General features: G+C 56.2%; 11 protein-coding genes and 1 pseudogene. 8 read left to right on the forward strand and 4 right to left on the reverse strand.

The features are described from left to right. From PSTU_RS0117580 to PSTU_RS0117590, 3 genes and pseudogenes are all read left to right on the forward strand, one after another. Positions 1-587 (forward strand): annotated as a pseudogene (locus tag PSTU_RS0117580) (hypothetical protein); the annotation flags it as partial. Beyond that, on the forward strand, positions 550-1,314 hold the full coding sequence (locus tag PSTU_RS0117585) for a glycosyltransferase (RefSeq protein ID WP_029404849.1): 765 nt from the start codon (positions 550-552) through the stop codon (positions 1,312-1,314). The pseudogene PSTU_RS0117580 and the gene PSTU_RS0117585, both read left to right, overlap by 38 nt. 61 nt (positions 1,315-1,375) lie before the next feature. Beyond that, a complete protein-coding gene (locus PSTU_RS0117590) occupies positions 1,376-2,356 on the forward strand; it encodes a phosphoribosyltransferase family protein (RefSeq protein ID WP_019342329.1) in 981 nt (326 codons plus the stop codon). A gap of 56 nt (positions 2,357-2,412) precedes the next feature. Here PSTU_RS0117590 and PSTU_RS0117595 read toward each other — a convergent pair whose 3' ends face one another. Continuing rightward, entirely contained in the window at positions 2,413-3,441 is a 1,029-nt protein-coding gene (locus tag PSTU_RS0117595) for a glycoside hydrolase family 5 protein (RefSeq protein WP_019342330.1), read from the reverse strand. Positions 3,442-3,662: 221 nt separating this feature from the next. On the opposite strand from PSTU_RS0117595, the gene PSTU_RS20975 reads away from it, so the two are divergent. After that, on the forward strand, positions 3,663-4,433 hold the full coding sequence (locus tag PSTU_RS20975) for a WecB/TagA/CpsF family glycosyltransferase (protein ID WP_019342331.1): 771 nt from the start codon (positions 3,663-3,665) through the stop codon (positions 4,431-4,433). A 67-nt stretch (positions 4,434-4,500) separates the two neighbouring features. Here the strand turns inward: PSTU_RS20975 and PSTU_RS0117605 are convergent, their stop codons facing one another. The 3 genes from PSTU_RS0117605 to PSTU_RS0117615 form a co-directional block, all read right to left on the reverse strand. Continuing rightward, positions 4,501-5,805 carry a lipopolysaccharide biosynthesis protein gene (locus PSTU_RS0117605; RefSeq protein ID WP_019342332.1) on the reverse strand — a complete coding sequence of 435 codons (1,305 nt, stop codon included), beginning with the start codon at positions 5,803-5,805 and terminating at the stop codon, positions 4,501-4,503. A gap of 283 nt (positions 5,806-6,088) precedes the next feature. Beyond that, positions 6,089-6,661, reverse strand: a complete 573-nt coding sequence (locus tag PSTU_RS0117610; RefSeq protein ID WP_019342333.1) for a DUF488 family protein — start codon at positions 6,659-6,661, stop codon at positions 6,089-6,091. Next, positions 6,658-6,882 (reverse strand): HVA1 family protein, encoded by a 225-nt coding sequence (locus PSTU_RS0117615; RefSeq protein WP_019342334.1) that lies wholly within the window; start codon positions 6,880-6,882, stop codon positions 6,658-6,660. Before PSTU_RS0117615 ends, PSTU_RS0117610 begins: the two co-directional genes overlap by 4 nt. A gap of 510 nt (positions 6,883-7,392) precedes the next feature. On the opposite strand from PSTU_RS0117615, the gene PSTU_RS0117620 reads away from it, so the two are divergent. The 4 genes from PSTU_RS0117620 (at position 7,393) to PSTU_RS0117635 (ending at position 11,832) form a co-directional block, all read left to right on the forward strand. Continuing rightward, entirely contained in the window at positions 7,393-9,225 is a 1,833-nt protein-coding gene (locus PSTU_RS0117620; protein WP_019342335.1) for a glycoside hydrolase family 5 protein, read from the forward strand. Between the two features lie 449 nt (positions 9,226-9,674). After that, positions 9,675-10,583 carry a hypothetical protein gene (locus tag PSTU_RS0117625; protein ID WP_019342336.1) on the forward strand — a complete coding sequence of 303 codons (909 nt, stop codon included), beginning with the start codon at positions 9,675-9,677 and terminating at the stop codon, positions 10,581-10,583. Beyond that, a complete protein-coding gene (locus PSTU_RS0117630) occupies positions 10,580-11,032 on the forward strand; it encodes a phage holin family protein (protein ID WP_019342337.1) in 453 nt (150 codons plus the stop codon). Before PSTU_RS0117625 ends, PSTU_RS0117630 begins: the two co-directional genes overlap by 4 nt. Next, positions 11,029-11,832 carry a DUF3618 domain-containing protein gene (locus PSTU_RS0117635; protein WP_019342338.1) on the forward strand — a complete coding sequence of 268 codons (804 nt, stop codon included), beginning with the start codon at positions 11,029-11,031 and terminating at the stop codon, positions 11,830-11,832. The genes PSTU_RS0117630 and PSTU_RS0117635 overlap by 4 nt, the downstream gene beginning before the upstream one ends. Positions 11,833-11,905: the final 73 nt, after the last annotated feature.

Raw genomic sequence — 11,905 nt, forward strand, 5'->3', positions numbered from 1 at the left:
TCGACTCGTTGATGAAGCTGAGTGCGCTTGGCGTTGCCGTTCTGGTGGTCTCGTATCTACTGGTTCCGGAGTTCTATCAGGAGCAGTTCGCACGCTTCGAGGCCTTGCTCTTCGACGCAACATCCGGTCCCAGTGTGCGTGACACGACTGTCTCGGTAATTCTCGAAGCAATCAGCGCCAACAATTACTTCGGCATGGGTGCGCTCTCGCTGCAATGGAACGGTGGTTTCTCGAGGATATATAACTCGCACTTCTATTTGGCCGACGTGGGGATATTCGGGGTTTATTATCGCTACGGTTTCCTGACGCCGGTCGTGGTCCTGCTGTTCTATGGCGGCTTTATCTGGGTCATGCGGCAATGTTCGGACAAAGGCAATCTTCTTGCCGCATTACAACTGTCATTCGTGGTCAGTATGTTGAATATCACACTGTCCAACGCACTGACGTTTTCCGGCGACGTGTATGGAATGGCTGCTGCGTTCTTCCTTTATTACGCCAAGCTACAAACGGCGGATGCTCCGCTCAATGCAAATCTAGAACAGGTGAATTATGGTCAGTTTCAGTATCGTAACTATAAACTGGAATAATTTTGATGGCCTGAAGGAAACCTATCGGAGCCTGGCCAGCCAGACTTACCGTAACTTCCGCTGGATCGTGATCGACGGTGCATCAAAGGACGGCAGCGGTGAGTGGCTTAGAAATCTGGATGACAGCCAGGCTGAGATTACGATAGAACCGGACAAAGGCATCTATGACGCCATGGAAAAAGGGCGCCAGCGGGCCGTTAAAACTTCCGGCTATACCCTATTCCTGAACAGTGGCGATTCGTTCGCCGACCCGAAAGTACTCGCCAGGATTAACGACGAGCTGACGAAAGTCACAGTCAAGCCGAAGTTTATCTATGGCGATTTCTATCGCAAGGAAGCCAGCGGTGAGTTGAAACTCACCAGCGCTCGCCCCATCGAGCGCGCCCCGCTTGGTCTGCCTGCCAGCCATCAGACGATGTACTTCGAGAACGAGCGGCTGCAACAGTATAAATTCAGATTGGATTACAAGCTGTCTGCCGATTACTGCTTGCTTCTTGAATTTCTTCAAGGCCTGGATTTACAGGCTGAAGTTCTACAGCTGCCGTTTCCGCTGTGCATATTCGATACAACCGGTGTGTCGCATAAAAGGCGCTTCGAGGCGATTCGTGAAGACATGGATATCAGGAAGCGCTTCTTGAAGTTTTCCAAACCCAATGCGTTGGCGCTTTATATGTTGCATTACGTGCACACGCATACCAAGCAATGGCGTTCTTCGTTAGGGCGTTAAAAACCGCAGGCGATCCAGCAAGAATGGACTGTCAAAAGAACAGGGCGCAGGAGAGAGTTGGATGAATTACCGAAGCCTGAATGATCTGTCGCGGCTGAGTACCGAATGTGCCAGCAAAATTCCCAACGATGTCGACTTGATTGTCGGCATACCCAGGAGCGGGATGTTGGTCGCCAGCATCATTGCGCTGAAACAGAATCTACCGCTGACGGATCTCTACTCGTTCCTGCGCAACGACGACCTGAAGAAAGGTAGCACCCGGACCTACAAGCACGCCGAACTGGTGAAGCCAAGGGATGCGAAAAAGATTCTGCTGGTAGACGACAGCATTTCTTCGGCCAAGTCGATGCGTGCGGCGGATGAACAGGTCCGCGCCATCTATGGCGGTCAGGTTCTGACCATGGCGGTGTTTGCCGAGCGGCACAATCGCCACCACGTCGACATGTATCTGGAGCTTGTGGAGCAGCCTCGGGTGTTCGAGTGGAACATCATGCACCATCCATTCCTGGCCCAGGCGTGTCTGGATATAGACGGCGTGCTCTGTGTCGATCCGACCAACGAGGAAAATGATGATGGGCCGAAATATCGGGACTTCCTCAGTTGTACACGCCCGTTGTTCATTCCTTCAGTCAAGGTCGCGCATCTGGTAACCAGCCGGTTGGAGAAGTATCGCGCCGAAACGGAAGCGTGGCTGGAGCGTAACGGCGTGCAATACGGAACGCTGCATATGCTGGATCTTCCGACTGCCGAAGAGCGCCGGCGTCTGAATATTCATCACAAGTTCAAGGCGGAAGTCTATGCCAAGCAACCGCTGACACGGTTGTTCGTCGAGAGCGAAGTCAAGCAGGCCGTCGAAATCATGAAGCTCAGTCGCAAGCCGGTGTACTGCATCGAGACCAACGAGATGTATGTGCCTGGACAGGTCTATAACCTCAAGTCCAACGCGCTGCGAAAAACTCACAGCCTGAAGGCAAAACTGGTCCGTAAGGCCAAGTCGATCTTGAGCAAATGGGCGCCAGTCGCGCCTTCATCGAAGAGCTGAACGGGAGGCTGGCTGTACCGGAGAGGTGCAACCAGCCTGCTATACCGGTAATGCGGTCAGTGGTTAGGTCCAATGCGACTGCAGTTGCCCTGACCGACGTATTTGCTGAGGACCTCCCACTGCGGGCGATCTTGGCCATCCTTGGTGGGTTCGACGGACAGTTTGTATTTGCCCCACGAGGAACCTGCTGCCCAGTACGTAATGGGAATGCAGTGGTCCTGAAGGTAAGCCAGCAGGTTATCCATGGCTTCAAGGTAACGCGGTTCATCGGCGGGAATGCCAAACTCACCGATATGGCCTTGTTTGTCATGCTTGATCAGCCAGTCGACGAAGGGTTTGACTCGCTTGACACCCAGCATGGTGTCGAAGTTTTTTTCCAGCGGCTCTTTGTAGTGTCCGCTCCCATGTTTATCGATGTACAGGTGAGCAGAAAATATCAATTTGTCGGCGGGGTCTTTCAGTTGCAGCAGCGGATCATTGAATTTAGGCCAGCGATAGCTACTGGACCAGAAGTTGCCTTCGATGAGCAGGGGCCGTTTCTGGTCATGTTTTCTGATGGCGTCGATACCAGCCTGAGCGGCAGCCGGCCAATAGTCATCGGCGCCATGTGGCTCGTTCATGATGTCGTAGGCGTAAAGACCTTTTTCATCTTTCCAGCGCTTGGCAACACGCTCGAGCAGATCGGTATAGGCCGATATTGGCACGGCCTCAGTGCCGATTATCTGCTTGCGATAACGCGCGTAGTTATGAATGTCGAGGATGACTCGCATGTCATATTCGGCAGCCTGCTGCAAAGTCTGGTCGATCAATTCTGCATAGTTCTCATCAAGTTCGGCATTCAGCGCTGGCTGCAGACGTTCCCACATGATGGGGAAGCGGATGGTCTCGATACCCTTGGCTTTCCACTTGGCGAAGTAGCCAGGCGCGGGGAAGAAATAATTTGTTTTATATTTTCCGGGGATGACATTGCCGGAAAATGCGGCTCCGCCAATGTTCAAGCCAACCAGATCGATATTTTCCGCATGACCAGCGGCACTCCAGAGCGCAACCGTGAGTCCGAGGAGTATTCCTTTTGATCGGTTCAAAGCGCTGTGTGTCCTTAACATCTCACTACCTCTTTCTGCTCATTGGGACGATGCCGCGGCTACGGCTGCTTCGTTTGTCCGGTGTCGGCAAACATTGTTCATTTTGTCAGGCGAATCTTTCCGCTTGGCGGCGCCCGACGGCCAGGGTTGCTGTCTAGTGCCAACAACTTTCACAGTTACAAACAGAGAACTTATTTATGAAAAATCCCCTCACCAAAAGGATGGATCCTTTGATAGGGAAGCTGAAACTACTGGATGAGTCGGATACCGGGCCTTTCATCTCTGAGCTGAAAAAGCGCGAGTCGCCCACGATTCTTGGCTTTCTCAATCAGCACGGCTACAACATCGCGCAACGTCAGCCTGCGGTGCTGGATAGCTTTCTGCAGGTCAACTATCTGCTGCGCGACGGGATTGGCATCAAGATGGCCTGTTCGTTCAATGGGCGTGATCCCAAGGCCAATCTCAACGGGTCGGACTTCATCCCTGAATTGATCGAAGACCTGATAGGCGAGTCCCACGATCGCTATGAGCTGTTTGCCATGGGCACCCGCGAGCCCTGGCTAAGCGAGGGTGCGCGCAACCTGTTCGGCAACAGGCATTTCCACGCTATCGATGGTTTCAAGTCGCCTGAGGATTACCAGGCGTTCTACCAGCAGCATCACGTGCCAGGTCGCTTTCCGATCATCGTGCTAGCGATGGGGATGCCCAAGCAGGAGCGTGTCGCGCTGTATTTGCAAAAGGCCATGGACACGCGCGCGCTGCTGATTTGCGGCGGCGCCATTCTGGATTTCTCTGCGCAGCGTTTTCCGCGTGCGCCGGTGGCCTTTCGCCGCCTGGGGCTGGAGTGGGCGTTCCGCATGCTCATTGAGCCGCGCCGGCTATTCAAGCGGTATGCCATCGGTATTCCGGTGTTCTTCTTTTATCTGTCACGTAATGCCTTCTCCAGTGCACGCCGGGTCGGCGGCTGGAATGCGCTCAAGCGCGAGCCCTGAAACGGTCCCGCTGCGGCTGCACGCCATGGATGGTCGCGGCAGCAGGGAAGGGTGGTGCCGACGACGCCTATCGAGGAATGACCCGTAGCGTCATCGCCAGGCTGAACAGGTAGTGCGCCGAGAGCGCGACAGCGTAGATCAACACAACCGAGGTAATCTGTAGACCAAGCAGGTGCCCGATGGCAAAGCAGGCAGCGGTAAGCACCGCGCGTTGCACATTCAGCATCAGTAGCAGCCGCTGCCCCTGGAACACCGACAACAGATGCGAAGCGGGCGCGTGCATGAACTGAAACAACAGATAGATCGCCAGTATTGACGCCATCTCACCGGCCACGGCCCATTCTGCGCCGAACGCCACCGCAAATAATCGCTCGCCGAAGAGCAACAGCAGCAGCGTTGGTGCGAGTGCGAGTAACAGCAATCTTTGAATCACCGAATAGGTCAGCGTGCGGATTTCTGCAGGGTGCTTACGTCCTATCGTGGCGATTTCGGCGTAGTACGCCTTGCTGGTCGAGTGACCGAGTAGATTCATAGGCAAAGCCAGAGTCATCATTGCCAGCCCAAGTTGTCCGGTCGTTGTCGGGTCATAGAGAGCTGCAGTCAGTAGCAGTGGCGCCTGGCTGGAAAAGATCTGTAGGAGCTGCGACGGCAGCCGGTAGATTGGAAAACTCCGGTAATGCCTGAACAGCCACCACGCCCGCTGCAAGGTGACCTGCCGCCAATAACGCTTCACATCCGCGCTGAACAACCGCACCAGCTTGAACGTCCCCGCGCCAGCTCCCAGCACCTGGCCAGCCAGAAGCCCTAGGGGCTTCATTCCCAGCAATCCCAACACTACCTTGACAACCGAGCCAACAGCGCTCTGCTGCAGTTGTGTGCGAGCGATAGCCGCATAGGCGCGCCGGCGAACCGCCCAGATCAACAAGACTTCGTAAAAGCCGGCGCTTGCCAGTGCCACTGCCAGCATCCAGCGATACGGAATCAGCGCCTCCATTGAGATGCTGGTCAACATGACGGGGCCAGCAAGCCAAAGAACAGTACTCACCAACACCGTTGTCACAGCAACGAAGGCTGCAGCCAACGCCATCAGCGTCATGGCGGCACCATCCCTGCTAGGCAGCGGAACCGCGAGTTCGTAGCGCAGCGTCATCAGCGGCGTGAGAATCAGCAGCAGGGCGGTAAAGATCGACAGGACGCCGAAATGCTCCGGGCTGTAGATTCGAGTGAGGATCGGGATGGAGGCGAGGCCAACTATTCTGGCCAAGCCGTTGCCGACGGCAAGGGTCGCCATACCTTTGAACACTTTGGTGGAGGCGTCGCCCGCCAGCCGTTGCCGGATTGCGAGCAGTTTGCCGGTACGGAGACTATGCACCTGAACTCCTTTCCTTGTGAGTGAGCTACCTGCGCAACCAGTGCAGTTCCGTACTGCGCGTCATGCGCGAGTTGACCGTTCGGTATGACGCTTGAAGTGCATCCGGCAATAAGAAGTCGCTCGAAAGAAAAAGTTCTGGTGCGTGTGCGCTGCTTTTGTAGCAGGCAACGCATTGACTCCCATCGCCGATTCCAACTGCCATTTCGACCGTTAAGCCTACTGATGCACCACTGTGCATGAGCTAGTCAGTTGTGTCCGCTCGATCCCTATGTAGTCCACACGCTCAGTCAATGCCTGGCCCCGATGTCTTAAGTGGCTGGCCGACGTCTTCGTCATACACCAGCTTGCCGTGATCGAGTCTTGCGGGCGACGTGTAGGGGTGCAGCGTTAGGTGTTGCTCGTCCTGGATGTGCAGTACTTCGATGCCGCTCAGTTTCAATACGTCCGACACCATTGAGCGGTGGCATCGCCACCAGAGCACTTCCGCACACATCATCGCGGTGGGTTGCTCGGCAGCCAGGCGTAAGAGTTGTCGTAGCCCGCTGGCGAACTCATCGGTGTGCAAGTGTTCGGCGTAGCCGCGGAAGGAGTTATTGCGCCAAGCACTCGCGCTAGGCCCGGGCGAGGCCCGACGGCGACCGCCCAGCGCTTCGATCCATTCATAGGCGATACCATTCTCGGCAAGCGTGGCTTGCAAGGTGGCCGACAGGAACTGCGGTAATCGCCGCGAACCTGGGAAGCGCCGAACATCGGCGATTGCCTGGATGCCGTAGTGCTCCAGTAATGCGATGAAGGCCTCGGGCGTTCGTGTGGAATGACCAATGGTCCAGATTGTCCGCGGCTGAGCCGAACTCATTTCGCCCGGCTCAGCGCGCTGCCCTTGTGCATTGCGACGTGATCGGTCTTGTCGCTTTCGATCTCATATTGAGGCTCGTCAGGGCTGGCATGTCGCGTGTGGCCCTTATAGTCGGTGTCGCGGGTGTGCACTTTAATGATCCGCCCCGTTACATGACCGGCTTCCGAATTCCAACGTACGTGGTCACCGACCTTGAATCGTTCTTGGGTCATGAATCGCATCCTCCTTCTCGTGAGCCGCTAAAGAGCAGCGAGCTTTCGAAAGGAAGCGTCGCTTCCTCCTCTATCAGCGACCGGAAAAAGCGCTTCCTTACGCCTACCGTTCGTCGGCTCGAGTCATAGCGGGCTTAAGTGAACTGAGGGCGAAAATTCAAAAAAATGACGCTGTATGAAAGATAAACGGAACGGGCTAAAGCGGATTAAACCCTATTTTTGGTACTGGCACTAGGCCACGAACTAATAGCGGATTAATGGCTGGTCAAAATTGTGACGTAGGGTTGGCGATCTAAACCCGTCAAATAAATTTTGAATCGTTTTAGAAACCTATTATAAAGGCGCCACGCAACGGATTGCCGGGTTTCACTAACTGGTGATCCGGCGTTTGTTGCAACGCGGTTCGTCCGGTTGCGCGAGTGATGCATCTGCCCCAAGCGCCTGTACGACTTAATTACAACTCCCGCCACTTGTTTAAAGGCTTCGGCCTTTTGAAGTATTAAGTTCCGGAGAGACTGCATGTCTACCAATGTATTTATGGGCGCCCCTAAGGCACTCGTTCGTTCTATCGCGCTCGCAGCAGTATTCAGTGCTGTTACTGTCACCGGTGAAGTGGCTGCCGCTACATCAGCTAGCACGTCTGCTACCGCCGCTTTCACATCTTCAATCAACAAGTTCACCAGTACCGATTTCCTGAACGGCGTTTGGCGCCGTACCGCCGGCCTTTCTATTCCGGCAACTTCCGCCGCAATCGCAGCTTTCAAGCCCGGCGTTCAGATCAAGTTTGCAGACGGTCAGGTCCGCAAGATCAGCAAGGTCTATGTGGTCGGCAAGAACATCAGTGTCTACGTCGACGGTGGTCTGCTAGACGGTGGTAAGGTCGGTGCGCCACGCACCGTCAGCACGGTGGTCGCCACCACTACGCCTCCTGCTACGACCACTCCGAGTACGACTGCTCCGAGCGCCCCGGCTCCGGCTCCGGCCCCTAGCACCACATACTCCGCCGGGCTGAACAGCTTCACCAACTCCGACTGGGAAAATGGCATCTATCGCAAGGCCGCTGGCTTCTCGATCCCGGACACCAGTGCCAACAAGGCCGCGTTCGTGGTGGGTGCATCAGTCAAGCTGGCCGATGGCCAGGTGCGGACGGTTGCTGCGGTCTATGACGTCGGCGCTCATCTCTCTGTCATGCTCAAAGGCACCGTGCTGTCAGCCAGTGCCGTCGGTTATCCAAAGACCATCAGCGTGGCGTCCACCGGTACGGGTACCACCACGCCTCCGGCGGCCGTTACACCTGCTCCTACTCCTACTCCTACTCCTGCGCCGGCCCCGACACCTGCTCCGGCTCCGGCTCCGGCTCCGGCTCCGGTCGTCAGCGATGGCAGCGGTATCAATCTGGTTGGTGTGAACTTCGGTTCGGGTGTATTCGATCCGGGCACCGTTCCCGGTATCTACAACAAGGGCTACACCTATGCCGACGAGTCGTACTACAAGCGCCACGCCGGGCTTGGTTTCAAGCTGATCCGTCTGGGCTTCCTCTGGGAACGTATCCAGCCCAAGCTCGGCACCGAGCTGAACGCAGCCGAACTCGGCCGCATCAAACAGTCGCTGGATTACGCACAGAAGTACGGCATCAAGGTCATCCTTGATATGCACAACTACTACCGTTACTACGGCAAGGTGATCAACTCGCCGGAAGTCCCGCGCGCTCAGTTCGCCGAAACCTGGCGCAAGATTGCGGTGGCGGTGTCCAAGCATCCGGCGTTGTATGGCTACGGTCTGATGAACGAGCCCTACAACACTGGCAACAATCTCTGGCCGCAGACAGCCCAGGCCGCAGGTCAGGCTATTCGCAGGGTCGATTCGTCCAAGTGGATCATGATCGCCGGTGACCGTTACTCCAGCGCGTTCCACTGGCAGAAGTACAACACCTCGCTGATCAACGATCCGTGGATGCGCGATCCGAAGAACAACCTGGTCTATGAAGCACACCAGTACCTCGACAAGGATTACTCGGGCACCTACCGCGATCGCGCTGAAACCTTCGCTCCGATGCTGGGTGTTGAGCGGGTCAAGCCTTGGGTCGAGTGGTTGAAGGCGAACAAGCTGCGCGGATTCCTTGGTGAGCACGGTATCCCCGACTTCTCTCCGTCTTCCGTGGTAGCTACCGACAACCTGCTGGCATACCTGAACGCGAACTGCATCCCAAGCACCTACTGGGCTGCCGGTCCTCGTTGGGGTGAGAACATCATGGCGCTGGACGTAACGAGCGGTAAGCATCGTCCTCAGCTGGCTCCGCTGCAAAAGCATGCCGCTGCGAAAAGGACCTGCTCCACCATCGGTCCGCTGTAACAACGGCGACAATATAAAGAACGGGCCTTCGGGCCCGTTTTTTATTGTCCAGTGATTCGTGCTGAGCCACGCCGGCGATGCAGTTCGTCGGCTGCGGTTCCGCTCTGGATATAGTTAGAGATGAGTTTTCCAATTCGCGGTAGATACATCGCTTGTTGATACTCCCGCTTCGCTTGTTTTTGCCGCTTCGCTTTAATCCAGAGTTGGCGCGGTATAGCACGAAATGATCAGCAAAGTGCCATCGCATGGCATTCGGTAAATTCATTGCCAGTTGAGCTTTAATTTACTTTAAGAAGCAACTTTCCGGGGTCCTGAAATATGGAACTCAAAAATTTACGCCCGGTCACCATATATGTGCGCACCGAAAATGCACAGTTCGCGGCTCACCGCTCCTGCTGTGTCCCTACGGACCGTGGTCTTCCGGCCAAGCCATATAAAAGGTGAATCAAATGACTACACCCGATGACGAAATTACTGGTTACGGTGGCCTACCCAAGACCGGCCCCAATTCCACAACCGGCTCCACCGGCTCCAGCTCGGTAAATTCGGGAATGGGTACCAGTGGAAGTCATACCTCCAGTACCTCCCAAAATACTCACACAAGCTCCGGTACGGCTGGTCACGCAGCTGAAGACGCCAAGGCAAAAGCCCGCCAAGCAGCCGAGCAGGTGAAGACCCAGGGCAAATCTCAGCTGGAAGGCTATCGGGAAACCGCAGCTGATGAAATTGAGAAAGTCGCCCAAAGTGCTAAAGCCGCCGCGCAAGAGCTTGAAGGGCAGGACCGTCTTGGGTTGTCCAACTATGTCTCCGACATGGCTCAAAGCATGGTGCAGTTCTCCGACAGCCTGCGCGGCAAGAATGTCGACGAGCTGCTGCAGGATGTAAATCGCATGGCACGAAATAATCCTGCACTGTTTATTACCGGCAGTATTGCGCTGGGCTTTGGGTTGACTCGTTTTGCACGAGCTTCCAGCAAGCGCGCCACCCACGGCGAATACGGCGATCAAGACAGCCCCAGTTCCATCACCGGCTCCAGCAACTATCACGGTTCCGATCAACGTGAGCTGAACGACCGCCTAAGCACCGGCGAGCCGGGCTCTGTCGGTAGTGTTAGCAATGCAGGTGTTTCGTCGGCAACCAGCACTTCCCGGCCCACTTCCGGAACCTCTACTGGTGTAGGGACCGGTTCGGCTACTGGGGTAGGCGCAGGTCTCGGCGCTGGTTCCAGCGGCGTGGGCTCCAGCACAGGTGCTAACACCAGCAGTGGGCTGGGTCTAGGGTCAAATGCTGGCTCCAGCAGCACAGGCTCGACTACCAGCCGCGACGGCAAGGGTACCGACGGAGGACTTTTCCCATGAGCGAAGCACGTAAGACAACGACAACGACCACGACTTCCAACACAACCTTGGAGCCTGGACATCGCGTCGAAAACGACACCTCTGTAGGTGGACTGCTTCGACAGCTGACCCATGAGGTGCCGTCCTTGATTACCAAGGAGCTGGCGCTGGCGAAGGCCGAGATCAGCGAGTCGATGCGCGCGACCAAAGCGGGTGCTGCCAGCGTCGCGACCGGTGGTGCAGTGCTTCTTGGCGGGTTCATCGTCCTGCTGATGTCGGCTGTTTACGGGCTGAGCAACGTCGTCGAACCTTGGCTCGCCGCGCTGATTGTTGGCGCGGTCGTGGTGGTTATCGGGTTGATCATGGTGTCGTCCGGCAAGAAGAAGTTTCAGGCTTCTTCGTTCAAGCCGGAGCGCACCATTCATTCGGTCAACAAGGATAAAGAAGCTGTGAAGGGGCACACATCATGAGCACACGTAATCAGATTGATGCCGAAGCGCAGAAGGATCCGGACGAGCTTGAGCGCGAGATTGATCAGACGCGCACCGAGATCGGCAACATTGTTCACGCGCTTGAAAACAAGCTGTCTCCCGGCGAATTGATTGATACCGCGCTGGGCTACGTCAAAGGTGGCAGTGGCGAGTTTTTCAACAACCTGACCAATACGGTAAAAGCCAATCCGGTGCCTACCGTACTCACCTCGATCGGGTTGATCTGGCTAATGGCCGGGCAGAATCGCCAGCCTCACGCCAATGTCACCACGACGGGATACAACACCGGCTCGAATGGCCCATCCATGGGCGACAAGCTGTCCGCGAAAACAGCTGGCATCAAGCAGCAAGGTGCCAGCATCAAGGAAAAGGCCAGCCACATGGGGCAGAGCGTTTCCGAGTCGTTGGGCAGCGCACGCTCGCGCGCAAGCGACTCGGGGCGCCAGGCATCCGCACGACTTCGCGGTGGTGCAGACCGGGCGCGCGGCGGGTTCAATCAGCTGTTGCAGGAGCAACCCTTAGCCCTCGGTGCGATCGGCATTGCACTCGGCGCTTTGATTGCCGCTTCGGTCCCACCATCCCGCCGCGAGGATGAAATGCTTGGTGAGGCCAGCGATCGCATGACCGACCGACTTCGTCACAAAGCAGAGGAGGGCTATCAGAAAGCCTCTGCCAAAGGCGAGGAAATGGCCAGTCGGGTCAAACAGGACGTCAGCAGCAATAACGGCTCGAACCCCAGCTCGACGGGCACTACCGGTACCACGTCAGCGGGTATGTAACGCAGCGCCACGCCGAGTCGACTAAAGTTGATGACAGCGTTTGTTTCGCCGGTGCGGCTTGAGTCCGCACCGG

It is taken from the genome of Stutzerimonas stutzeri SDM-LAC (genome assembly GCF_000235745.1).
Classification (GTDB): Bacteria; Pseudomonadota; Gammaproteobacteria; order Pseudomonadales; family Pseudomonadaceae; genus Stutzerimonas; species Stutzerimonas stutzeri_H.

Coding starts and splice junctions, on each gene's coding strand:
- PSTU_RS0117585 (WP_029404849.1), top strand. CDS start 550: ATGGTCAGTTTCAGTATCGTAACTATAAACTGGAATAATTTTGATGGC.
- PSTU_RS0117590 (WP_019342329.1), top strand. CDS start 1,376: ATGAATTACCGAAGCCTGAATGATCTGTCGCGGCTGAGTACCGAATGT.
- PSTU_RS20975 (WP_019342331.1), top strand. CDS start 3,663: ATGGATCCTTTGATAGGGAAGCTGAAACTACTGGATGAGTCGGATACC.
- PSTU_RS0117610 (WP_019342333.1), bottom strand. CDS start 6,661: ATGAGTTCGGCTCAGCCGCGGACAATCTGGACCATTGGTCATTCCACA.
- PSTU_RS0117615 (WP_019342334.1), bottom strand. CDS start 6,882: ATGCGATTCATGACCCAAGAACGATTCAAGGTCGGTGACCACGTACGT.
- PSTU_RS0117620 (WP_019342335.1), top strand. CDS start 7,393: ATGTCTACCAATGTATTTATGGGCGCCCCTAAGGCACTCGTTCGTTCT.
- PSTU_RS0117625 (WP_019342336.1), top strand. CDS start 9,675: ATGACTACACCCGATGACGAAATTACTGGTTACGGTGGCCTACCCAAG.
- PSTU_RS0117630 (WP_019342337.1), top strand. CDS start 10,580: ATGAGCGAAGCACGTAAGACAACGACAACGACCACGACTTCCAACACA.
- PSTU_RS0117635 (WP_019342338.1), top strand. CDS start 11,029: ATGAGCACACGTAATCAGATTGATGCCGAAGCGCAGAAGGATCCGGAC.